Genomic DNA, 22642 nt, shown 5'->3' with positions numbered 1-22642 from the left:
GCAAAATGCGAAACGTTTGCGCTGCAGCGCCTAACGAGTCTTTCGAATCCAGAAGCTCGCGCCGGGATTGCGCATGAAGAGCGGCATCCGTGCGTTCATCAGATCCGCGTGGAAGTGTCCCATGAAGGTATTCATCAGGACAACTTCGAACGCGCTGTTGTACTGGAGGAAGGCGCGCAGCAGATAGGCTTCGTTCCACGCGCGGCCTTCGTAGATCCACTGCGGCGGGTATTCGAGCGGCAGGAACACATCGTGGAAGTGCACGTGCACGCCGGGCGCGAGGATCGGCAGTATCTCGAAGACGATGCGGTTCACATCGCTGCCGATCTTGCTCACGTGCGACGAGTCGACGAACAGGATGTCGTTCGCTTCGAGTTCCGCGAATACCGACAGGTCGACGTCCTGCGCGAGCGACTTGACGATCTTCGAGGTGACCTTGTCCTTCTCGGTCAGCAACGACAGCAAGCGTTCGTTGTTCGGTTCGACGAACGTGCACTGGATCTGCCCGTCGAAGAACAGGTCGTTGGTATCGAGCGAAACGGCGGACGAGAATCCCGAGCCGATCTCGACGATGCGGCGCGGTCGCAGGTGGCGAATCATGCAGTACAGCGACGTCGCGTCGCCATACGAGAACATCACGTTCTCGAAGTAGAAGCGCAAGCCGTCTTTCTTGTGCGGCTCGAACGGCATCTGGCCGTAGTACTTGTCGGCAAATGCCTCGACGAGCCGCACCTGCGCGTCTTCGTTGAACTCGATGCCGGGCAGCGTGCGCGAGACGTTGCCGAACAGCCTTGCTTCGTCCTGCTTGATGTCGGGAATCGACGGGATCGGCGAATAGTAGTGGCCCGGAGGCACGTCGCCGAGATTCGAAAAGTGCGGAATGTTGACCTGAAGCGCGTCGCGATACTTGTTCCGTTCAGCGATCAGTTCAGCAATCTCGGGATGCTGCGCGGCAAGTGAATCGAGAAGTTCAGGCGATGCCGACATCTTGTTTCTCCACTTGAAGGAATTTGCGAAAAGCCGTGACAGAAGTGCACATCGATAACGGTATGCGGATTGGCTTGCGGCCAGGCATTTCAGGCTGGCCCAGTCTATCGTACCGCCAGTATTCTGCACGCCCAATACTTCCCAATGTTCCGACATAAACCAGCATTTACGGTTACTTACAAATTATTCGTCGGAGTACTCGACAGGTGTGCAAGCCCGTCGGATAGCGCGCTCAGGCTGCAATTGAGCGGGAATGAGATCGGAGTGGCCGCCGTTTTCGGTCAGCGATGTAATGTTACAAATGCCTGGCACAAGGGGCTCGCTGCGTCGCCGGGGCGGTCGTTTGCGCTCCGATTTGGCGTAAAATCAAGCCCCTGCCGATAACGGTCCGCGCCTCGTTCGCAAGTGGCGCGAGCGCGTGAATTCCGCACCGTCCGGCGGACGGCAGCAGCGCCCAACAAACGGGACGATTCGGGACGGAGCCCCGCAATATGCATTTCAAAATTCTCCTGACTACTCACAGTACCGCGTTCATGACGAGCGGTGGTGGTGAGTCGGAACTCGTGCAGGTCGCCGAACTTCTGAACGATTCGGACGTACAGGCCGACATTTACGGCATTCGCAGCCGCCCCCTACGCTTTTACGACGCGGTGATGCATTTCTCCGTCCATGCGGACGGCGAAGCGATCGTTCGCGAAACGGTGAATCAAGGCAAGAAGCTGTTCCTGTGGCCGAACGTCTGGTGGTTGAACGCGCCCGACCCGGCGGAAATCAGCCGCATCGAGGCGTTCGTGCAGCGTGCAGAGCGGCTGCTGTTCAAGTCCGCCACCGAGCTCGCGCACTTCAACACATACATCACGGTCGATCCAGGCAAATCCGTGGTGGTGGGCTCCGGCATATCCGACCGGTTCCTGCTGCCCGCCGACAAGGACTTGCTCCCGACGGTCTGCGACGTCTCAGACTACGTGCTGTGCCTCGGCCTGATCGAGCCGATCAAGAATCAGCTCGAACTGATCCGCGCGCTGAACGAGCTCGAGATCAACGGCTTGATGGTCGGCGGTTTCAGGGACGAGGAGTACTACCGGCAGTGCGTTCGCGAAGCGCATCGCGGCATTCATTTCCTGCCGTTCATCCAGCCGTGCAGCGCGCTGTTGCGCTCCGCGATCGCGAGCGCGCTGGTGGTGGCGGAGCCGAGCTTCGATCCACCCGGCCGCTCGTGTCTCGAAGGCGCGTTCGTGAAGAAGCCGCTCGTCATGGTTGATGGGGATTGGCAGCGCGAGCACTTCGACGACAATGTCTGGTATGCGGCGTCCACCCGCGCGCCGGACATCGTTCCCGCCCTTCAGGGTGCCCTGACCGACCCGGCCAGGGACGAAAAGATTGAACGTAACTACCAACGCGTCTATGCACGGCACTCGTCGAGCACGGTAGCAGCAGACCTAATCAGACACCTGATCGATGCCGGCCTCACAAATTACTAAAATTCCCCGACTGCTGGTCGTACAGCGGCGCTCCATGACCGATGGGCGAATGAATTCACGCACCATCGGCGCACGCTTCGCACCTTTGCTTTCGTATATGCAGCGCCATCAACTGATCGAGTGGGAGCAGATCTCGGAAGCGGACGTTGGCGTCAGCCATCTGCATCGCTTCGACGTCGTGCTGTTCAACAAGCACGTGTCGAACCTGTCGCTGAAGATCATGCGGATGGCGAACGAACTCGGTCTTCATACGATTTACGATCTCGACGACTGGCTGCTCGATCTGCCGTCGTGGAGCGTGCTGGAAATGAACGAGGACGTGCTCTACAACGTGCTCGCGATGATTCGCGAAGCGAGCGCGGCCACGGCGTCGAACGCGCTGTTGCAGGAGCGCATGCGCAAAGTGCGGCGCTCCGACGACGTGCTGATCATCCCGAACGGGTTCGACGATCAGGCGTTCGACCTGTCGCCGGAACTGTGGACCGAAGCGCAGCCGCCCAAGATCATCTTCTCCAATCTCGACGGCATCAAGCTCGTGAGCTTTCGCAAGGAGTTTTTCGGCACCTTGCGCAGTTTTCTCGCGCGTCACGAAAACGTGACGATCGACTTCTGGGGCGATCCGTTTCCGGAGCTCAATACGATTCCTCGTATGACCCATCGCGGCAGCCGCGGCAACCTCGAATACAAGAAGGCCATTCGCGACGAAGGCTACACGTTCGCGATCGTGCCGCTCGGCGCCGAAGAGGATCCGGAGACGCTGTTTTTCAACTCGTGCAAGTCGCCGATCAAATACGCGGACTACGGCAGCCTCGGCATCCCGAGCATCTATTCCGATTGCCCGACCTACCGCGAGAACGTCAAGCATCGTGAGACCGGATACATTGCGTCGAACACGGCCGAGAGCTGGGCACGAGCGCTGGAGGACATGCTTGGCGACGCGCAGCTTCGCCAGTCGATCCGCCGCAACGCCTACGCCGACGTATTCGACCGTTTCAGCGTGCGACGCATTTCGTCGATGTTCCTGAAGGCCTTGCCCGGCCCCAAGTCCCAAAGCAGCTAACACCTATGGATCTTCTTCTGATTCGCCACGGCCAGTCGCATGCGAACGTGGCCGGCCTGTTGAACTCGACCGAACAGGACGAGTTGACCGAACATGGCCTGCAGCAGGCCGCGAAGCTGCGCACGCTGATGGAAAGCCACGGCTTCGTGCCCGACCGGGTTTTTTCGAGCCCGTGGCGGCGTGCGTTGCAGACCACTGAAGTGCTGTTCAAGGACAGCAGCGACTGGACCGTCGACGCCCGTCTCGGCGAAACCAACGCAGGGCGCTTCGCGACCTGGAAGGCCGAGGATTTTCGTCTGGCGTTTCCCGACTGGGGCAAACATCTGTCGGACCGATACGAGGGCGGCGAGTCGCATCTCGAACTGGCTACGCGTTCGGTGAACTGGCTCGAGGAGGAGGTGCTGCGGTATGCGGAGCAGCCCGGCCTGATCGCCGCGGTGTGCCACGCGGGACCGATCTCGGTGATCTCGCAATACCTGCTGAACGTGCCGTTGTCCCGATTTCCCAACGTGCTGGTACCGAACGCATCGCTCACGCTGTTCCGGCGCAACGTGCATACCGGAAACTTTTATCTGCAGATTGCAGGGCTGTCATGAGTGCATCGATCAAGATCTTCGAGCCGCTTTACGCGCCGGGGCAGGTCCTGTCCGAACCGGCTTTTCATCCGCTCGAGATGCGCGACAACGCGCACGCAGCGTGGCGCGAGTTCTATATCCTCGTCGACATGTACCGCAAGGGCATGCATCGGCAGCAGCAGATCACCGGCCTGTTTTCGCCGAAGTTCGCACTGAAGGCGCGCATCGACGGCAGCCGGTTTCTGGAGTTCGTGAAGGCCAATACCGACGCCGACGTCTGGATGATCAATCCGTTTCCGCAGCTTGCGTATTTCTCGTACTCCGCGTGGATGCAGGGCGAGCACGCGCATCCGGGACTCGTCGAACGCGGCCAGCAACTGCTCGACGCCTGCGGCATTGCGTGGAATCTGCGCGAGGCGCCCCGTCAGTCGCCGCACACGCTGTGCTACTGCAATTTCTGGGTCGGTTCGCAGTCGTTCTGGGAAAACTACGTCGGCAAGGTGCTCGAGCCGATTGCCACGTTCCTCGAAACGCAGAGCGGCACCGAAGCCGCGCGCGGTGTGCTGGAGCCCACGATCCACTCGGACGACGCCCCGTTCCTTCCATTCGTTGCCGAGCGTCTGTTCAGCACCTATCTGTCGCTGCATCCCGAGTTGAAGGTGGCGGCCTATCCGATCGAAGGCGATCAGGTGCTGGACTATTGCGTCAGCGACTTCGAAAAAGACATCGTGCGCTACATGCAAAAGCCGATCGACGCGGCGGATCGCGCGCCGGTCTTTCCGCCCGAACAGATTGCGTTGATGGATTTGCTGTGCACGCTAGCGCAGAAGTACGTGCGCGCGCATTTCTCGTTCACGCCGCACCCGCATACGGGGCAACCGATCGACTTCGACAGGGCCGGCAAGCCACCTGTGAACCAGTGACGCGGCGCGATCGGGTTCGATCGCGCCGATATGCGTTGGTCAGCGGCGGCGCTGACTCTCTATCTCTTCTCAGCGGAAACGGTCGCCGTACCCGCGCGCGCATGCGTTGACGCGGCCGCGATGCCGACACCGGCGCTGATGAAAACGTTGCGCCATACCTCGTCGCTGGCACGTTGCAGGACGCCGTCGGCGTGCTTGACGAAGGCCGTGTCGATCGGACTGCGGCCGTTGGTCTGGCCGAGGCGCTGCGTGATCACCGGTATCCAGGCGGCGAGTTCGGCATTGGCGTCGAACACGCAGTCGGGCGGGCAAATCTCCTGAGCGGCCGTACCGCCGCGCACGAATACGGGCTTGCCGTAATGCATCGCTTCGAGCACCGGCACACAGAAGCCTTCGTGGCGGCTCATCGCAAGCAGCGCGTGGGCGGATTCGTAGCACTCGAACAGATCGGCGTCGTCGAGCATGCCCTTGAAGTCGACCTGCTCGAGCACGCCGAGACGCCGCGCGTGATTGATCAGAAATTTCAGGTAATCGTAGTTCGGCGTGCTGCCGACGATGCTCAGCGTCGCGCCGAAACCACGCTGCTTCAGCAGCGACAGAATCTCGATGCCGTCCTCGATGCGTTTATGCGGCACCACGCGGCCCACCATCAGCAGGTTGGGCTCAGGGCGCTTGCGGCCCTTGCGCGGCCGTTCGCGCCGGAACACGTACATATCGGGAAAGATCGGCGGCACGACCTTGATGGCGTGCGCCGCGACGATGCCGGCGAGGCTCGCCGCCGTGCTGCGCGAATTCGCGACGACGGTGTCGGCGCGCGCGAGCAGCGGCAATTGCACGAGTGCCTTCTCGCACAACTGCGCGGTGCGCGGTTCCAGCGCGCGCAGCAACTGCGGGTCCGTCACGCCGTGGACGTAGCAGATCTTCCTGCAGTCGAGGGCGAGTATCCGTTCGAGGTACGGATCGTAGATCGAGTAACTCAGCAGGACCACATCGTCGCGAGTGACCTCTTCGAACAATGCGTCGAGCGGGCGCACTCCATTTGTTCCCTCCTCGAAACCGCTCGCATACAGCTCGGCCCTCATGCCGAGACGCTCAGCCATGCGTACGAAACCGATGCAGTGGTTACCCACCGCATCGCCTGAGAAAATGTCCGGAGCACATACCCTCAGCGTCATGTCGTCTTCGCCTCCGCAATGTCGTTCAACCGCCGCGCATACGCGCGTGCGACTGCCTCAACTGAGTAATCGCGCTCGATGCGCGCCTTCCCCGACAGTGCGATGCGCTCACGGAGTGGCGCATCGTCGATCATGCGTTTGAGCTGTTCCGCCGCGATCGATACATCCGGATCGCACCAATACTGACCTTCGGCGAACAGGTAGTCGCCAGGACGCAGCGGCACGAGTTCGCCGTCTACGAGAAATGCGGTGTCGGGTTCGCAGAAGTCGACATTGCCCGAGAAGTTCGTGACTACGACCGGCTGCCCCAACGCCATCGCCTCGGCAATCACGCGGCCGAAACCTTCGCTCCGGTGCAGCGAAATGTACGCGTCGCAGCAGGCCATGAAGTCGGTCGAGTCCTGGCGGCTCAGACGCTCGGACACGATGTGGATGCGGCTATCGCCCGCGGCCAGGTCGAGCACGGCGCGCCACACCGGGTCGTCGTCGCGCACGTTCATCGCCTTGATGACGAGCCCGACGCCCGGTGAGCTGTTGCCGAACGCCTGCTTGAACGCCTGCACGCCGGCGAGCGGGTTCTTGCGGCTCAGCCACGAGTTGCCGTCGAACATCAGGTAGAACAGGAACTCGTTGGTCGGCAGGCCAAAGCGTTCGCGCTTCGGCTCGAGCGGCGCGGGCACTTCGACCGCCATCGGCATCTGGTAGACCGGCGTGTTGCCGAGCCGGCTGTAGACGCTCTGCACGAAGCGGCTCTGCGCCCAGATTTCGTCGACCATCTGATGCACGTTGCCGAACGCGTTCGGCCAGTGGGGCAGTTCCCACGGCCATGCGCCGATCTTGTGCGTGGGCGCGTCGATCAGCTTGCGGCCGCCTTCCAGCGCGAGCCGCACCATTTCGGGCGCCGGCAGGCAGATCAGGCTGATGTTGTACTTGAGCTCATCGCTGATCAGATGATCGACCGAGTGTTCGAGACGCGCGGGTCCCGCCATCGGCGCATTGAGCAGCGTGACCGGCGTCGACGACAGTTGCAGCACGCGCGCGGCCATGCGCGCGTCTTCGCCGAGGCCGAGCACGCCCTGCGGGAAGCCGATGATGTTGACGCCGAATTCATAGCCGACGCCTTCGACGCGCGCGTGATAACGGGCGGGCTCGGGCGCGTCGTCATCGGCTTCGTCGTCGGCGCTGTCGGCCCAGCGCACCTTCAGCGAGCCGACCAGCGGATATTCGCTCGGCGCCCACTCGTTCCACCAGCGCACGAGCTGGTCGCGGCCTTCCGTGGTGTTCAGGTCGTACACGGCGCGCAGATCCGGGCGGTCGTTCGCGATCATCGTCAGGAAGCGCGGCAGCGACGTGTTGTCGGCCGGCTGCTCGTCGTCGATTCTCGCGAGCTCTTCGGCGAGATGAGCCGGCGTCCATTTGATCGCGTAGTACTCGTCGTGGCCGTGCTGGTCCCACCACGCGATGAAGCCGAGCCGCTCGCTGAAGCTGTTCAGGTTGAACGACGCCTGCAGGTCGGGGCGCTCGTTCCAGATCAGCAGCAGAAAGCGCGGCAGCAGCGGCAGCGCGCCTTGCTCGCCGGCTTCCCCGGCGAACAGGGTGTCGGGCAACGGCGGGATCACCCAGTGAAGCGCCGGATACTGTTGCTGCCCATGTTCGATCCACCACGACAGGCACTTCAGACGCCCGGTGAAGGTGTCGAGCGAGCAGAGTTCCTGCAGATCCTGGCGCTCGTCATGCAAGAGCCGCAAAAAGCGCGGCACCGGCAGCCAGTCGGCGTGCGTGCCCCATTCGGGCTCGAACATCAGCGCGGGCGTGGCGGGCTGCACCCATTCGCCCTCGCGTGCTTCGGCGAGATCTGTCGGCGACCATTCGATCGCGTTGTACTCGCTGTGCCCGTGCTTTTCCCACCACGCAATGAAGGCGAGCCGCTCGCGGAAGCTGCTCAGGTTGAACGACGCCTGCAGGTCGGGCCGCTCGTTCCAGATCAGCGGCAGAAAGCGCGGCAGCAGCGGCAGCGCGCCTTGCTCGCCGGCTTCCATTTTGAACAGGCTGTCGGGCAACGGCGGGACGCCCCAGTTAATCGCCGGATACTGTTGCTGCCCGTGCTCGATCCACCACGACAGGCACTTCAGGCGCCCGGTGAAGCTGTCGAGCGAGCAGAGCTCCTGCAGGTCCCGGCGCTCGCTGTGCAGAAGTCGCAGGAAGCGCGGCACCGGCAGCCAGTCGGCGTGCGAGCCGAATTCCGGCTCGAACATCGCGGCGGAGGGCGTGGGCGGCACCCATTTGATCGCGTGGTACTGATGCTGGCCGTGTTCGATCCACCATGACAGGCAGCTGAGCCGCCCGCGGAAGGACTGCAGCGTGAAGGTCGCCTGCAGGTCCGGCCGGTCCTTGTAGATCTCGCACAGGAAGCGCGGCACGTAAGGGCCGCCGTCCGCGGGAGGCGCTTCGGGCTCGAGCATGAAGCCGCCGATCGGCGGCTGCGACCACTTGATGCGCGGATACTCGCGCTGGCCGTGGTCTTCCCACCAGCTGAGCGCGTTGAGCCGCGACGTGAAGCTGTTCAGATTGAAGGCGCTGCGCAGATCGGGCCGCTCGGTCGTGATGAGCGCGAGGAAGCGCGGAAACGGCATCGCGCTGGAGTCGGGTGCGTCGATCGGTTCCAGCAGCCCCGGCCACGCGATCGGCGGATGCCACGTCACGCGTGGACAGGTGACCTGCCCGTACTGCTCCCACCAGTCGAGGACGTTCAGATAGCCGGTCAGCGTGTTCAGGTTGAACGCCTGGGACAGATCGCCGCGATTGCGCACGATCGTCGTCATCAGCTTCGGCAATTGCAGGCCGGCTTCTTCGAGCACGGTGACGGGTTCGTGCAGCGTTTCGCTCAGATGCTTCGCATCGAGCACGCTCGGTTTGGTCGAACCGAGCCAGTACGTGACGGCGTCCGGATGCCGCTCGATCAGCGTGTCGTTATCGAGCCGGCGCAGATATTCGAGGTCTTCCTGTCGCAGTACCCAGTCGAAGTCCGGATACGTCTCGCGCGCCGACATTTCCCACCAGAAGTACAGCGTGACGCGGTCATCGAGCACTTTGGAATTGAAGCGCGCGAGATCGGCTCTGAACTTCATCAGAAAGTAGATCGCGCTCGGCAGGCAGAACAGTTCCCCCGGCGATGGATGGCGGTACTCCGCCAGCCATCCGGTCTTATTTTTTTGGGGTCCCAGATTAATCAAGATTGGCAATCCTTGAAGGCCAGGCAAAAGAAAAATCGTCGGCAGTCAGTGTCAGATTCGGTGAATAGCAGGGGTCGTTCATCAACAGATGTCCCCAGCGCTGTCTGACCAACTCGGATTCCTGGTTGAAGCGGCTGATTTTTTCCGGTGTGTCTTCGGCGCCGCGGGTTGCCGATTCGTGATGATAAAGCTCCGCGTAGGGCGTCCACACATTGCGGTAGCCCGTTTGCCGCACGCGCAAGCAAAAATCGATGTCGTTGTAGGCGACGTGTAACTGTTCGTCGAGGCCGCCGACTTCCTTGTAGATCGATTGGCGGATCAGCAGGCACGCGGCGGTCACCGCGCACATCACGTTGCGCAGGCGCGCGCGCGCGAAGTAGCCGGGGTGCGTATTGGGGAAATGCTTGTGCGCATGGCTCGCGATCCCGCCGACGCCGAGCACCACGCCACCATGCTGGATCGTGTCGTCCGGATACAGCAGCTTCGCGCCGACCGCGCCGACATTCGCCTGCAACGCGACCGACACCATTTCCTCGAGCCAGTCGGCGTTGATCACTTCGATGTCGTTGTTCATCAGACACACGAAGTCCGCGGTGCTCGCGAGCGCGACGCGGTTGTTCAGCGCCGAGTAGTTGAACGGCGAATCGTCGCGTACGACCTTGATGCGCTCGTCCTGTTGCAGGCGGGCGAACAGGTCGTGCGTTTCCTGCTTGACCGAGCCGTTGTCGATGATCGTGATGCGGAAGTTCGGATAGCTCGACTTCTGCCGCACCGATTCCACGCATTGCTCGACGAGTCCGGCGGAATCGCGCGTCGGAATGATGATCTCCACCGACGGCAGCACCTCGGGCAGGTCGTACACGACCTTGTTGAACGCGTCCGTGCCCGGCGCGTGCTCGGTGTGCGCGTGGATGCCGTTGCGCGCGAGATGTTCGTCGAGCGCGCGCATCGCAGCGATGTGCGCATACGGCTTGGCTTCGTGGCCGGCCGCCGTGCTTTCGGGAATCATGCGCCAGTGGTACAGCGCGCGCGGCACGTGATACACCGTGTGATGGCCCGCGCGGTCGATCACGCGCAGCGCGAGGTCATAGTCCTGCGAGCCTTCGAAGCCGGCTCTGAAGCCGCCGACCTCCTTCATCACCGAAGTCTTGTACACGCCGAAATGCGAGATCATGTTCTGGCTCAGGAACAGATCGTAGTTGAAGTCGCATTTGAAGTACGGGTCCGAGCGGACGCCGTCGATCGAGATCTTGTCTTCGTCGCTGTAGATCACCGTCGCGTCCGGATGCGCGTTGATCAGTTCGGCGACGCAATAGAGCGCGAGCGGATGCAATTCGTCGTCGTGATCGAGCAGGCCGACGAAGTCGCCGACGGCGAGTTCGAGCGCCGTGTTGCTCGAGTTGCTGATGTGGCCGTTGGTCGTGCGATACGCGATCTTGATGCGCGGATCTTTCGCCGCGTAGCTGTCGAGCACCTGCTTGACCTCGGGGTTCGTCGAGCAGTCGTCGGCGATACAGAATTCCCAGTTTTCGTAAACCTGATTGACGACCGAATCGATCGCCATGCGCAGCCATTTGGCCGGCGTGTTGTAGGTCGGCATCACGATGCTGATGAGCGGCTGCAGCGCCCAGGTTTTCGAGCGCGCGCGCAGTACCGGGTAATGCGAGGCGGGCGGCTCGTGCCGTTCGATCCATTCCTGATACGTGTGACCGACGGTGGGTGCCGGCGCGGGCTGCGCGCCGCCGCCCCACGACGCCATTCGGCGTGCGCGTTCGAGCAGCTCCGTCGGGCAGTCGGCGTCGGCCACCAGTTCGACCTTGAAGCCGTTGATGGAAAACAGTCCCGAGCGCGCGATCGGATCGAGGCGCAGCGGACCGACCAGCGGCGGAAACGCGACCACCTGATCCACCTTGCCGTTAGCGTCGACCACGAGGCCGATAGTCGCGTGCTCCGACATGCCCGCGCCCGCATCGAAGTAGATCATGCACGGCGAGGCCGGCATGTCTTCTTTCGCAAGCTCGAACGAAATGCACGCGGCGCGACCCGACAGCTCCTCCCATCCCGTCAGCTCGAACTGTGGATCGCTGTTCGTCGCTTTCCACGCGAACCTGGAATCCGAGGCGGCCTCGACGTGATTCAGGGGACGAAGTTCAAAGTTCTTCATGATGTTCGTCACGGGTTTTGTCATTTCGTCAGCAAGGAATCGTAGAGGTCTTTCAGGGGCGACAGGACGGCCTGCCAGGTCAGATCTCGCGTCGGGGCCGCGGCAGCGCCGCGCGGTTGCGCGAGCGCCGCGCGGATCGAACCGGCAATGCTGTCGACGTCGAACGGATCCAGGTAGGCGACATGCTGCGCGAAATATTCTTCGGTAGAGCCAACTTTCGTCACCGCGATGCGCGCGCCCGCCGCATGCGCTTCGAGCGCGGCGAGCCCCGGCGTTTCGAGCGTGCTCGGCAGCACGAACGCTTCGCAAGCCGCGTAGGCCGAGCGCAGCAGCGGCGAATCGTGAGGCAGCGTGCCGGCGTAGACGACTTGCTCGCCACCCTCGTCGAAGCACGTCTTCGCATATTCGGGATCGCGCTGATGGCCGATCAGCACGAGCTTCAGTTCGGGGAACGATTTCATCGCGCGGATCAGCGCGAGCTGGTTCTTGCGCGGCTCGATGTTGCCGACGTTCAGGATGAAGCGTCCTTCGATGCCGTATTCACGGCGGAACGGCTCCGGCGCGACTGGCTCGTAAAAGCTCGGTTCGACGCCGTTCAGCACACTCGCAAATTTTTCGCGCGGCAGATCGAAGATGCGCGCGAGCGTATCGCACTCGATCTCGGAGTTCGCGACCACACGGTCCGCGAGAGAAAACTGATGATGGATCTCGCCGATCGGATAGAGGTGCCTGGTTTCTTCGGTCACCCACAGGCTCGACGACACGACGAGCGGCAAGCCGAGTTGCTTGACGAAGTTGCACAGGTGCACCGAGCCACCGACGCACGAGAAGAAATGCACCACGTCGTGTTCGAGAAAACGCGGCTTCCACGGATCGAACAGCGTGACGTCGACGCCATGCGCGGGCAGATGCTTGTGATACGCAAGCAACTGGATTTCTCCGCCGCCGGGGGTGTGGAAAGCCATCGGGTAGGTGGCGAACAGCACTTTCATAGATCGGACTCTAGTCGCTCAAACAGTTCTTTTCTTCAGACCAGCACATCGTGGCACGCCGCTGCGCGTAGCGCGCGGGATCGGCGGCGAGACCGGCAGGTTTCGGGGCATTCACGTGGATGCGCGCCGCGCGCTTGCGCGGCCTTCAGGCGTTGACTTGCCGGTGCGCGGGCCGGGGCCTGTTCGCACGGCCAGCGAGCAGGCCTGAGTGTGCTGTTGTCGAGCACGTCGGATCGATACCACGAATTCCACATGCGCGAATATGTTTGAGTTGTTACGAAGTGTACGAACGACGCGCCAGCGGGCGCAGGTCCGTTTTATTATCACGGCCCGACGCTCGTGCCGCGTGTTGGGGCTGCCGGCGTGGTCGCGGCGGCGCAGACATTCTAGCGCCCAGGTGACGCGCTGCCATCCCTGACGACTCGCAGGCCGCGACGGGTGTCGCCCGAATACAATACGTTCCCAGCCAGACTTCCTGAGAAAGCACCGCCGATGCCAGATTGTATCGTGTCTGATCCGCCTTTCCCGCCGTTTGCGGCCGTGTCGAGTCCCGACGGCGATCGTCCGTTTGCGTGGGTCGCGCGGCATGGCGTCGGCGAAGTCGAGCGCCGCGAAGTGCGTGACGGAGCGTTGCGATGAGTCTGCAGATCCTTGTCACCGGAGCCAACGGTTTCGTCGGCCAGGCGGTGTCGCGCGCGCTGCTGCGGCGGGGCGATCGGGTGACCGGCGCGGTGCGCCGGCCGCAGACCGCCGCCGAGGGCGTGCGCGAATGGCTGCTCGATACCGAAGACTTCGCGGGTATCGACCAGCGCTGGCCGGTCGCGCTCACCTGCGATGCGGTGATCCATCTGGCATCGCGCGTGCACGTGATGCAGGAAACGCTGACCGAGCCGCTCGCCGCCTATCGTGCGACCAACGTCGAGGGCAGCTTGCGGGTCGCGGCCGCGGCACGGCGCGCGGGCGTGCGGCGCTTCGTGTTCGTCAGCAGCATCAAGGCGGTGGGCGAGGCGAGCAGCGGCCGGCCGATCGCCGAAACGGATCAGCCCGCGCCGTCCGATGCATATGGCATCTCGAAACTGGAAGCCGAGCGCGCGCTGTTCGACTACGGCCGCTCGGCGGGACTGGAAATCGTCGTGGTGCGCCCGCCGCTGGTCTATGGACCGGGCGTGCGCGCGAACTTCCTGCAGCTGATGAACGCGGTCGCGAAGGGCATTCCGTTGCCGCTCGGCGCGGTCAGCGCGCTGCGCAGCCTCGTGTTCGTCGATAACCTCGCGGACGCGCTCGTGCACTGCGCGACCGATCCGCGCGCGGCCGGTGAAACCTTTCACGTGACCGACGGCCGCGATCTCACCGTGCCGGAGCTCGCGCGGCTGTTGGCCACCCAGCTTCACGTGCCCGCGCGGCTCGTGCCGGTGCCGGCCAGCCTGCTGCGTGTCGCGGGCCGCCTGACCGGCCGCTCGGCGCAGATCGACCGGCTGATCGGCGAGCTGCGCGTCGACAGTTCGCATATCCGCGAATGTCTTAACTGGTCTGCGCCGCATACGGTCGAGCATGGGCTGCTCGAAACCGTCGCGTGGTATCGCTCGACGCATTGACCACGTACCGAACCCGCCTCGACTCCGACCTGATCCGCTAACGCTATCGACGATGCCGCTCGCCGCACATTCTGCCTCTTCCGTCGTCTCTCTACTGCCGTGGGGCGTCGCCGCGCTGGCCGCCTGCGCGGCGATCCTGTGGACGCTGCTGCGCACCGGCCTCGCGTGGCGGCTCGCCACCGACATCCCCAACGACCGCTCGCTGCACACGCGCCCGACGCCGCGCGTCGGCGGCTGGGGCATCGTGCCGGTCGTGGTGTTGCTGATCGCGCTCGCGGTGCCGTCGCTGTGGCTGCCCGCGCTTGCCGCGGCGTTGCTCGCGGCGCTTTCGCAGATCGACGATCGCCGCGGCCTGCCCGCACGGGTGCGCTTCGGCGGCCATGCGGCGGCGGTGGCGGCGCTGATCGCCGTCTATCCAGCCGACGTGCCGTGGTGGGCGCTCGCGTGCATGGCGGTCCTGCTCGTGTGGCTCGTCAATCTCTACAACTTCATGGACGGCTCGGACGGCCTCGCGGGCGGCATGGCGCTGTTCGGCTTCGGCGGCTACGCGGTGGCCGCCTCGCTGTCGGCGCATGCGGACCCTGCGCTCGCGACGGCGAGCCTGATCGTCGCGGGCGCGGCCGCGGGCTTTCTGCTGTTCAACTTTCACCCAGCGCGCATCTTTCTCGGCGACGCCGGCTCGATCCCGCTCGGCTTTCTGGCCGGCGCGCTCGGCTATTGGGGCTGGCGCGAGGGCGTCTGGCCGGTGTGGTTTCCGGCGCTGTGCTTTGCGCCATTTATTGGCGATGCGTCGGTCACGCTGCTCAAGCGCCTGCTGCGCGGTGAAAAATTTTGGCAGGCGCATCGTGAACACTACTATCAAAGACTGGTGCAGTCGGGTTTGGGGCATGCATCGACCGCGTGGATTTGGTACTTGTTCATGGCGGCGGGCATAATGCTTGCTCTCTGGGCGCTACAATTCGCCCTTCTGTATCAATGGCTGGTTGTCGTCGCATGGGCTGCCGTGCTGGTCATAGCAGGGCTGTGTATTGATCGCCGCTGGCGGCGCCATGTGTCCCGTTCCGGGCCAATCTGAGGTTCTGCGCAATGAAAAGCTTCAAAGCCAGATGGCTTTCGTTCAGTGCGTTTGCGTTCGACCTGTGCGCGGTGGCCATGGCCTGGCTGCTGGCCTATGTGATCCGGTTCAACGGGCCGGTGCCCGCGCCGTTCTGGTCGAGCGGGCTGCATGCACTCGTGTGGGTGCTGCTGATCTACGCGGTGATGTTTCGCAGCTACGGCCTCTATCGCGGCATGTGGGTGTTCGCGAGCCTGCCCGACCTCGTGCGGATCGCGAAAGCGATCGGCGTCGGCGCGCTCGTCGTCGTGATCGGCTCGGCGCTGTTGCAGCCCGCGCCGGTCGTGCCGCGCTCGGTGCTGATCGTGTCGCCGATGCTGCTGTTCCTGACCATGGGCGGCTCACGCGCACTGTATCGCGCGGCCAAGGAGTTCTATCGCTACGGCGGCCTGGTCGGCCAGGGCAAGCCGGTGCTCGTGCTTGGCGCAGGCAATGCCGGCGCGAACCTCGTGCGCGAGCTGAAGCGCTCGGGCCAATGGCGCCTCGTCGGTCTGCTCGACGACGATCCCATCAAGCAGGGCCGTGAAATCTATGGCTATCGCGTGGTTGGCGCGATCAGCGATCTGCAGAAGATCTGCACGGAGCTGAAGGTCGAGCACGTGATCATCGCGGTTCCGTCGGCGTCGGTGGAAGCGCATCGGCGCATCGCCACGCTGTGCGTGCGCGCCGGCGTACGCGCGATGACGCTGCCCGCGCTCACGCCGCTCACGCAAGGCCAGGCATTCCTGTCGCGGGTGCGGCAGATCGATCTCGAAGACCTGCTCGGCCGCGACCCGGTGACGATCGATACCGAGCACGTCGCCGCGCTGCTGAAGAACCGCGTCGTGATGGTGACGGGCGCGGGCGGCTCGATCGGCTCGGAGCTGTGCCGGCAGATTCTGCGCTTCGGTCCGGTGCAACTGGTCGCGTTCGACATTTCCGAGTTCTCGATCTATCGCCTGAACGAAGAGCTGCGCGACAAGTATCCGGAAGTGTCGGTGGTGCCGCTCGTCGGCGACGTGAAGGATTCGCTGCTGCTCGATCAGGTGATGGCGCGCTACTGTCCGCACATCGTATTTCATGCGGCGGCCTACAAGCACGTGCCGTTGATGGAAGAGGTCAACACGTGGCAGGCGGTGCGCAACAACGTGCTCGGCACGTACCGCGTCGCGCGCGCGGCGATCCGCCACGACGTCGCGCATTTCGTGCTGATTTCGACCGACAAGGCCGTCAACCCGACCAACGTGATGGGCGCGAGCAAGCGGCTCGCGGAGATGGCGTGCTCGGCTCTGCAGCAGCAGGGCGCGCGGCGCACGCAGTTCGAGACAGTGCGCTTCGGCAACGTGCTCGGCAGCGCGGGCAGCGTGATTCCCAAGTTCCAGGAGCAGATCGCGCGCGGCGGCCCGGTGACGGTCACGCATCCGGAAATCACGCGGTTCTTCATGACGATTCCGGAGGCGTCGCAGCTCGTGTTGCAGGCGTCGAGCATGGGGCGCGGCGGCGAGATTTTCATTCTCGACATGGGCAAGCCGGTGCGTATCGCCGATCTCGCGCACGATCTGATCCGCCTGTACGGCTTCACCGAAGAGCAGATTCGCGTCGTGTTCACGGGTTTGCGCCCGGGCGAGAAGCTTTACGAGGAACTGCTCGCCGATGACGAAACCACCACGCGCACGCCGCACCCGAAGCTGCGCATCGCGCAGGCGCGCGAGGTGCCGGACAGCCTGATCGACAACCTGCTGCCGTGGCTGATGCAGCATCGCGTGCCGGCCGACGATGAAGTGCGGCGCGATCTGCGGCGCTGGGTGCCGGAGTATCTGCCGGCGACGGCGACGACGCTGCGTAGTGTGGCGCCGGCGACGCGGGTGTCGTAGGCGGTTCGCTGCCGCGAGTCATTGGAGTAGTCGGAGCATTGAATCAGTACTCGCGAAGGCAGGTCATTCGCCCCGTTGAAATTGGCCGTCGGATGTTTATCGTTAGAAGCCCCTGCAGACATGCTGGGGCTTTTTTTTATTTTTGCCCAGGAGAGTTGACGACCATCGCGCACACCCCGGCTTTTCGGAGTTCTCTGATAGCTCCGCCCAGCACATACACCTAGCATGGACCCGTTGCCACCCGGTATGTCTTTCCCGCTGAGGTGGTGGCTCGGTTGGCTCTTTTTTCTGTGATGCAAATGTTTTGCGCGCCCAGTGGCGCGCTTTTTTTGTCCAGGCGAAAGAGGCGACAAATCCGGAGTCGTCCTGTAGCGCCAGCAGCCCGCGCGCCTATGGCAAAGATTTTACCAACGGGAGGAACCCATGCAGGACACGATGACCTACAGCCAGCGCAAGCAGGAGGCGTGACATATGGCCTACACCGGCAAATTTCTCGTGAACAACGAGCCCCTAGCACCGCTCACCATTAATGGCATCGGCACGTTCGACGCCTATTCGGGCAACAATCAATACCGCAATCGGGGCGGCTGCACAACGGTGCCCGATAACGGTCCCATCCCTGCCGGCAAGTACTGGATCGTGGACCGTCCCACGGGCGGCATCGGCTCTCAGGCTTACGCGTGGGCTATAGACAGTCTCAATTCGGTCGTAGGCCATCCGTCGAATCACCGTGAATGGTTCGCCCTGTATCGGGACGATGTGGCGATTGATGACTGGACATGGGTTAATGGTGTCAAGCGCGGGCAGTTCCGGTTGCATCCGGCAGGCGGGAGCGGGATTTCGCTTGGCTGTATTACGCTGCCGAGCCATAGCGATTTCATGAGAATCCGCCACGCGCTGCTGCACACGATGCAAATTCCCGCACGTTGTTCGGGGCTTCGCGCCTACGGAACAATTGAGGTCATCACTCATGGCAACACTTGCCCGTAGGGTGCTCAAGGTCGTGCTGTTTTGCGGCCTGTTCCGTCTTTTGCTGCCGTACGTCCATCCCTATCCCGTGGAGTGGACCGAAAGCGAGTCGCGCGCATGGTTGCACGTCGCCAACTGGTTGGGCATCCGTGACCCCGATGATCTATTTTTCTGGGTGACGGTAGCCATGAATCTCACTGCGACTACGCTGGTCTATATGGCAATCATGAAACTATGGCGGTGGTATCGCCCGAAGCGGGGGGCTTAAGGCATACCGAACAATTGAGGTCATCACATATGGCAACACCTGTCCAAAGGGTGCTTAAAGTCCTGCTGTTTTTTCGGAGTTGGCTGAAGCCTGCGCCCGGCACATACACCTAGCATTGAACCGTCGCCACCCGGTATGTCATTGCCGCTGAGGTGACGGCTCTGTGGACATTCTCATGATGCAACTGTTTTGCGCGCCCCTGAGGCGCGCTTTTTTTGCCCAGGCGAGAGAGGCGGCAAATCTGCAGTCGTCCTGTAGCGCGCCAGTGGGCCGCGCGCCTAGGGTCAAGATTTCAGCAACGGGAAGCACCTATGCAGGACGCAATGACTTACAGGCAGCGTAATCAGGAGGCGTGAAACATGGCTTACTTCGGCAAATTTCTCGTGAACAACGCGCGGCTGTCGCCGCTCACGATCAATGGCCTTGGCACGTTCAACGCGTATTCAGGCAACGATCAATAGCGCAATCGGGGCGGCTGCACGGCGGTTCCGAACAAGGGGCCGATTCCCGCCGGTAAGTATTGGATCTTGCCTTGGCGAAGGGTACGTGGAATGCCGCATGGGGTAGCCCAACGAATCACAATGAATGGTTCGCCCTGTATCGGGATGACGGCAGCATTGATGACTTTACATGGGTCAATGGTGTCAAGCGCGGGCATTTCCGGTTGCATCCGGCAGGCGGTGAAGGTGCTTCACTCGGCTGCATCACCCTGCCGAGCCGCGGTGATTTTCTGGTCATCCGCAACTCGCTGTTGAACACCAGTACGATTCTCTCCGGCCGTCCGGGGCTTCGCGCGTACGGAACAATCGAGGTCATCACGTATGGCAATACTTGCCCGTAGGGTGTTCAAGGTCGTGCTGTTTCTGTGTCTGTTCGTTCTTTCGGTTCGCTATGTTCGCCCGTATCCCTATCCAATGACGGAGAGCCATCTAGCCGTCTGGTGGCGTGCTTCGGATTGGCTTGGCATCCGGGACCCCGGAGATCTAATTTTCGTGACGTGGGTGACTATCGAACTGATCGTAGCGGTGCTGGCGTATGTGGCGATCATGAAGCTATGGCGGTGGTATCGCACGAAGTAGACGAAAGCGTCGGCGACGGGGTTTTATTTTTCCCGTGCATTAATGAATTTCGAGGGATCTCGGTGACGAGAGGGTTCTATTACTACATTTCGAGCCGAGTAAGCGGAATTCGAATTTTCGGCCGATACCCATGCTACATATGAGCCACTTTCGAGGCGGCTAAGGCTATTTCGACCAAAAAAAGGCGCCCTCGGGCGCCTTTGTCGTTTCCACCTACCGCTTCTCCTTCCTCACCACCATCCACCTCGGCGACTTGAACCGCACGATGCTCACGTAAAGCCACACGTAAGTCGCCGCAAATACGACAACGAAGCAGAACAGATGCAGCGTGTGCCGCCAGAACAGCGTCGCCGGCACGACCGCGATCAGGCACAGCAGCCACAGGTACGGCGACGTCAGCGAGTTGCGGCGCGTCAGCTCGCGCGCGGTGCGCGCGCCGACCGCCCAGCGCATCAGCCGCTTGTAGACCAGCATATGCAGATGCACACCATCCGGAATGCCCGGCGACATGCCGCGAATGAACTTCTTGCGGTAGATCGAGAAGCAGGTCTCGAAGATCGGGTACATGAAGAGCAGCACCGGATACCACGCGGATACATCACGATTGCGCATCACGAGCAGGATCGACAGCTCGGCGAGCATGAAGCCGATGAAGTACGCGCCGCCGTCGCCGAGAAAAATCAGCCCGGCCGGGAAGTTCCAGATGAAGAAGCCGAGCACCGCGCCCATCATCATGAATGACGCCGACAGCACGACCGGGTCGTGCACCTGGAACGCCACGTACGCGAGCGACGCGAACATCATGAACGCGACCATCGACGCGAGGCCGTTGAAGCCGTCGATGATATTGATCGCGTTGGCGAGCGCCGCGACCGCGAGCACCGTGACCACGAACGAGATCGCCGCATATGACAGCAGAAAGTCGAGCGGCGGCACGCTGATGCGCGTGACCGCGATGTCGAGAAAGAACCAGGCGAGGGCGGCGGCCGCCATCGTGCAGACGAGGCGTACGAGCGGCGACACGCGCTTGGTCAGATCCTCGACGAGCCCCGAGCCGAACGCCGGCATGCCGCACGCGATCAGCCCGAGAATGCTGCCCGACACGGCCGGATACGCACGATGCAATTGCACCGCGGCGGCGAGCAGCCCGAGCAGAATCCCGGTCCCGCCGATGCGCGGCACCGGACGCACATGGAATTTCTGCACGCCGGCCAGATCGGTATCGGTCGAAAATTTTTCATGCAGATGCGCATAGCGCACGATCAACAGCGTGATCAGCAGAGAGACGAGAAAGCCGAGCGCAAAACTAAGCATGAAAATGGGCCTGAGCGAAGACGCGGAATTATACAAACGAAACGCACGGCGGCCGGCGTGCGGCAGGGACGCAAAGCTTTCAGGCGGGGCAGCAGGAATATCCCAGATAGCGAGATCGAAGCGGCCCGCAGAGGCCCGTCAGCACTCGCTCCTCATGGATTCCCCCTATACGCCGCATGCGCGCCGCAACCGTAAACCTGGATGCGACGAAGTGTCAGTCGCGCGCAACAAAGGCGTTCCGGAGACCCCATGCTAAACAACATCACAATTCGCGGCGGACTGACGCTCGTGATCAGCGTATTCGTCGCCTTCCTGCTGACCGTCATCGCTGTCGGATACGGCGCGCTGAAGCTCGCCAACGACAGCCTCGACGACACGCAGCGCAGCGAGGCCGCGCTGTCGCATCTGAAGGCGAGTTCCGAGAAGCTTCTGCAGGTGCAACTCGCGCTGGGCACCTATCAGACGTTGTTCAGTATCGGCAAGCAGACCGACGATCTGCTGCCGGCCGCGCACAAGGTGCTGGTCGAATCGAACGACGATTTCCACAACTACATGGCCGGCCCGTTCGCGAGCGACGCCGAGCGCAAGCTCGCGCACAGCGTCGGCGAAGCGCGCGCGGCGCTCGTCGACAAGGCGCTCGAACCGGAATTCAAGGCACTGACCGACTTCGACTTCAACACCTTCCGTACCATCCAGGGGGATACCGCGAACAGCCTGTACGCGTCTTACTCGAAGGCGATCGACGCGCTCGAAAAAGCGCAGATGGACAATCAGCATCAGCAGGCCGCGACCGGCGCGCGCCGCTTCCAGCTCGCGACAGTGCTGTTCGGCGCGATCGCGGTGATCGCGCTCGTGATTGCCGTGGGCGCGCGCGTCGCGTTGTCGTCGGCGCTGATCAAGCCGGTCAACGCGACGGTCAAGCACTTCGAGCGCATCGCGGCCGGTGACCTGAGCGTCGCGATCAAGGTGAAATCGCGCAACGAGATGGGTCAGCTGCTCGGCGCGCTGACGCGGATGCGCGACGGCCTCGTCGAAACGGTCGGCAAGGTGCGCGGCAGCACGAGCGCGATCACGCAGGGGGCGAACGAGATCGCGTCGGGCAATGCCGATCTGTCGGCGCGCACCGAGCAGCAGGCGGCCGCGCTGCAGGAGACCGCGGCGAGTATGGAGCAGCTGTCGGCGACCGTGAAGCAGAACGCCGACAACGCGAAGCAGGCGAACCGCCTCGCGCACGGCGCGCTCGACACGGTCACGCGCGGCGGCAAGGTGGTGTCGCGCGTGACGGAGACGATGGACGGCATCAGCGATTCGTCGCGCAAGGTCACCGAGATCATCGGCATGATCGAGGGGATCGCGTTCCAGACCAACATCCTCGCGCTGAACGCGGCCGTCGAAGCGGCTCGCGCGGGTGAGCAGGGCCGCGGCTTCGCGGTGGTCGCCTCGGAAGTGCGCAGCCTCGCGCAGCGCTCCGGCGCGGCGGCCAAGGAGATCAAGGAGCTGATCGGCGAGTCGGCGGCGAAGGTCGAGGAAGGTGCGTCGCTGGTGTCGGATGCGCAGAAGACGATTCAGGAAGCGATGAAGGCCGTCGAGCGTGTGACCGGCGTGATGAGCGAGATCGAGGCGTCGGCACTCGAACAGAGCGACGGCATCGAGCAGGTCAACAAGGCGGTGTCGCAGATCGACGAGGTCACCCAGCACAACGCGGCGCTCGTCGAGCAGGCGGCGGCCGCGGCGAAGTCGCTGGAGGAGCAGGCGGTCATTCTGAAGGATGCCATTGCCGTGTTCCGGCTCGAAGAGTCGGGGGCGGCGGCTTAGCGTCCGGCCGGAAGAAATGCGTGGCTGTCGATGACATAGCGCGCC

General features: G+C 62.8%; 18 protein-coding genes and 1 pseudogene. 13 read left to right on the top strand and 6 right to left on the bottom strand.

What is annotated here, in order from left to right; genetic code table 11:
- Positions 1 to 30 precede the first annotated feature (30 nt).
- The gene (locus G5S42_RS26100; protein ID WP_176109380.1) at positions 31 to 987 is read right to left on the bottom strand and encodes a class I SAM-dependent methyltransferase; all 957 of its coding nucleotides are present in this window, start codon (positions 985 to 987) and stop codon (positions 31 to 33) included.
- Between the two features lie 491 nt (positions 988 to 1478).
- On the opposite strand from G5S42_RS26100, the gene G5S42_RS26095 reads away from it, so the two are divergent.
- Genes G5S42_RS26095 through G5S42_RS26080 form a run of 4 tightly spaced genes read left to right on the top strand, consistent with a single transcriptional unit; the run spans position 1479 to position 5026 of the window.
- A complete protein-coding gene (locus tag G5S42_RS26095; RefSeq protein WP_176109379.1) occupies positions 1479 to 2468 on the top strand; it encodes a glycosyltransferase family protein in 990 nt (329 codons plus the stop codon).
- A gap of 49 nt (positions 2469 to 2517) precedes the next feature.
- Positions 2518 to 3528, top strand: coding sequence for a glycosyltransferase (locus G5S42_RS26090; RefSeq protein WP_246392081.1), 1011 nt, complete (start codon positions 2518 to 2520; stop codon positions 3526 to 3528).
- Positions 3529 to 3533: 5 nt separating this feature from the next.
- Positions 3534 to 4124 (top strand): histidine phosphatase family protein, encoded by a 591-nt coding sequence (locus tag G5S42_RS26085; protein WP_176109377.1) that lies wholly within the window; start codon positions 3534 to 3536, stop codon positions 4122 to 4124.
- Positions 4121 to 5026 carry a hypothetical protein gene (locus G5S42_RS26080; RefSeq protein ID WP_176109376.1) on the top strand — a complete coding sequence of 302 codons (906 nt, stop codon included), beginning with the start codon at positions 4121 to 4123 and terminating at the stop codon, positions 5024 to 5026. Before G5S42_RS26085 ends, G5S42_RS26080 begins: the two co-directional genes overlap by 4 nt.
- Before the next feature lie 59 nt (positions 5027 to 5085).
- Here the strand turns inward: G5S42_RS26080 and G5S42_RS26075 are convergent, their stop codons facing one another.
- From G5S42_RS26075 to G5S42_RS26060, 4 genes are read right to left on the bottom strand one after another with little or no spacing between them, the layout of a single operon-like run.
- The gene (locus G5S42_RS26075; RefSeq protein ID WP_176109375.1) at positions 5086 to 6201 is read right to left on the bottom strand and encodes a glycosyltransferase; all 1116 of its coding nucleotides are present in this window, start codon (positions 6199 to 6201) and stop codon (positions 5086 to 5088) included.
- A complete protein-coding gene (locus G5S42_RS26070) occupies positions 6198 to 9434 on the bottom strand; it encodes a glycosyltransferase family 4 protein (protein WP_176109374.1) in 3237 nt (1078 codons plus the stop codon). The genes G5S42_RS26075 and G5S42_RS26070 overlap by 4 nt, the downstream gene beginning before the upstream one ends.
- The gene (locus tag G5S42_RS26065) at positions 9427 to 11622 is read right to left on the bottom strand and encodes a glycosyltransferase family 2 protein (protein WP_176109373.1); all 2196 of its coding nucleotides are present in this window, start codon (positions 11620 to 11622) and stop codon (positions 9427 to 9429) included. The genes G5S42_RS26070 and G5S42_RS26065 overlap by 8 nt, the downstream gene beginning before the upstream one ends.
- Positions 11619 to 12590 (bottom strand): glycosyltransferase, encoded by a 972-nt coding sequence (locus G5S42_RS26060; protein ID WP_176109372.1) that lies wholly within the window; start codon positions 12588 to 12590, stop codon positions 11619 to 11621. Before G5S42_RS26060 ends, G5S42_RS26065 begins: the two co-directional genes overlap by 4 nt.
- A 507-nt stretch (positions 12591 to 13097) precedes the next feature.
- Here G5S42_RS26060 and G5S42_RS45255 point away from each other — a divergent pair.
- The 8 genes and pseudogenes from G5S42_RS45255 (at position 13098) to G5S42_RS44470 (ending at position 19468) form a co-directional block, all read left to right on the top strand.
- The gene (locus tag G5S42_RS45255) at positions 13098 to 13229 is read left to right on the top strand and encodes a hypothetical protein (protein ID WP_255215120.1); all 132 of its coding nucleotides are present in this window, start codon (positions 13098 to 13100) and stop codon (positions 13227 to 13229) included.
- On the top strand, positions 13226 to 14185 hold the full coding sequence (locus tag G5S42_RS26055; protein ID WP_176109371.1) for an NAD-dependent epimerase/dehydratase family protein: 960 nt from the start codon (positions 13226 to 13228) through the stop codon (positions 14183 to 14185). The genes G5S42_RS45255 and G5S42_RS26055 overlap by 4 nt, the downstream gene beginning before the upstream one ends.
- 52 nt (positions 14186 to 14237) lie before the next feature.
- On the top strand, positions 14238 to 15260 hold the full coding sequence (locus G5S42_RS26050; protein WP_176109370.1) for an MraY family glycosyltransferase: 1023 nt from the start codon (positions 14238 to 14240) through the stop codon (positions 15258 to 15260).
- Positions 15261 to 15271: 11 nt separating this feature from the next.
- Positions 15272 to 17152 carry a polysaccharide biosynthesis protein gene (locus G5S42_RS26045; protein WP_176109369.1) on the top strand — a complete coding sequence of 627 codons (1881 nt, stop codon included), beginning with the start codon at positions 15272 to 15274 and terminating at the stop codon, positions 17150 to 17152.
- Positions 17153 to 17623: 471 nt separating this feature from the next.
- A complete protein-coding gene (locus G5S42_RS26040) occupies positions 17624 to 18142 on the top strand; it encodes a DUF2778 domain-containing protein (protein ID WP_176109368.1) in 519 nt (172 codons plus the stop codon).
- A complete protein-coding gene (locus G5S42_RS26035) occupies positions 18123 to 18389 on the top strand; it encodes a hypothetical protein (RefSeq protein WP_176109367.1) in 267 nt (88 codons plus the stop codon). The genes G5S42_RS26040 and G5S42_RS26035 overlap by 20 nt, the downstream gene beginning before the upstream one ends.
- Positions 18390 to 18748: 359 nt before the next feature.
- Positions 18749 to 19230 (top strand): annotated as a pseudogene (locus G5S42_RS26030) (DUF2778 domain-containing protein).
- Positions 19211 to 19468 (top strand): hypothetical protein, encoded by a 258-nt coding sequence (locus G5S42_RS44470; protein WP_246392080.1) that lies wholly within the window; start codon positions 19211 to 19213, stop codon positions 19466 to 19468. Before G5S42_RS26030 ends, G5S42_RS44470 begins: the two are co-directional and overlap by 20 nt.
- Before the next feature lie 213 nt (positions 19469 to 19681).
- Here the strand turns inward: G5S42_RS44470 and G5S42_RS26025 are convergent, their stop codons facing one another.
- Entirely contained in the window at positions 19682 to 20782 is a 1101-nt protein-coding gene (locus tag G5S42_RS26025; protein ID WP_176109366.1) for an MraY family glycosyltransferase, read from the bottom strand.
- Positions 20783 to 21031: 249 nt separating this feature from the next.
- On the opposite strand from G5S42_RS26025, the gene G5S42_RS26020 reads away from it, so the two are divergent.
- Positions 21032 to 22597 (top strand): methyl-accepting chemotaxis protein, encoded by a 1566-nt coding sequence (locus tag G5S42_RS26020; RefSeq protein ID WP_176109365.1) that lies wholly within the window; start codon positions 21032 to 21034, stop codon positions 22595 to 22597.
- Positions 22598 to 22642 lie beyond the last annotated feature (45 nt).

This window comes from Paraburkholderia youngii (assembly GCF_013366925.1).
Taxonomy (GTDB): Bacteria; Pseudomonadota; Gammaproteobacteria; order Burkholderiales; family Burkholderiaceae; genus Paraburkholderia; species Paraburkholderia youngii.
The sequence above is the reverse complement of the archived record's forward strand: the minus strand, read 5'-3'. Positions and strand labels throughout refer to the sequence as shown.

Excerpts from the sequence above, each read along its gene's own strand:
- G5S42_RS26085 (WP_176109377.1), top strand. The coding sequence starts at position 3,534 with ATGGATCTTCTTCTGATTCGCCACGGCCAGTCGCATGCGAACGTGGCC.
- G5S42_RS26100 (WP_176109380.1), bottom strand. The coding sequence starts at position 987 with ATGTCGGCATCGCCTGAACTTCTCGATTCACTTGCCGCGCAGCATCCC.
- G5S42_RS26090 (WP_246392081.1), top strand. The coding sequence starts at position 2,518 with ATGAATTCACGCACCATCGGCGCACGCTTCGCACCTTTGCTTTCGTAT.
- G5S42_RS26040 (WP_176109368.1), top strand. The coding sequence starts at position 17,624 with ATGGCCTACACCGGCAAATTTCTCGTGAACAACGAGCCCCTAGCACCG.
- G5S42_RS26020 (WP_176109365.1), top strand. The coding sequence starts at position 21,032 with ATGCTAAACAACATCACAATTCGCGGCGGACTGACGCTCGTGATCAGC.
- G5S42_RS26055 (WP_176109371.1), top strand. The coding sequence starts at position 13,226 with ATGAGTCTGCAGATCCTTGTCACCGGAGCCAACGGTTTCGTCGGCCAG.
- G5S42_RS26075 (WP_176109375.1), bottom strand. The coding sequence starts at position 6,201 with ATGACGCTGAGGGTATGTGCTCCGGACATTTTCTCAGGCGATGCGGTG.
- G5S42_RS26050 (WP_176109370.1), top strand. The coding sequence starts at position 14,238 with ATGCCGCTCGCCGCACATTCTGCCTCTTCCGTCGTCTCTCTACTGCCG.
- G5S42_RS26025 (WP_176109366.1), bottom strand. The coding sequence starts at position 20,782 with ATGCTTAGTTTTGCGCTCGGCTTTCTCGTCTCTCTGCTGATCACGCTG.
- G5S42_RS26060 (WP_176109372.1), bottom strand. The coding sequence starts at position 12,590 with ATGAAAGTGCTGTTCGCCACCTACCCGATGGCTTTCCACACCCCCGGC.
- G5S42_RS26045 (WP_176109369.1), top strand. The coding sequence starts at position 15,272 with ATGAAAAGCTTCAAAGCCAGATGGCTTTCGTTCAGTGCGTTTGCGTTC.
- G5S42_RS44470 (WP_246392080.1), top strand. The coding sequence starts at position 19,211 with ATGGCAATACTTGCCCGTAGGGTGTTCAAGGTCGTGCTGTTTCTGTGT.
- G5S42_RS26080 (WP_176109376.1), top strand. The coding sequence starts at position 4,121 with ATGAGTGCATCGATCAAGATCTTCGAGCCGCTTTACGCGCCGGGGCAG.
- G5S42_RS26065 (WP_176109373.1), bottom strand. The coding sequence starts at position 11,622 with ATGACAAAACCCGTGACGAACATCATGAAGAACTTTGAACTTCGTCCC.
- G5S42_RS26095 (WP_176109379.1), top strand. The coding sequence starts at position 1,479 with ATGCATTTCAAAATTCTCCTGACTACTCACAGTACCGCGTTCATGACG.
- G5S42_RS26035 (WP_176109367.1), top strand. The coding sequence starts at position 18,123 with ATGGCAACACTTGCCCGTAGGGTGCTCAAGGTCGTGCTGTTTTGCGGC.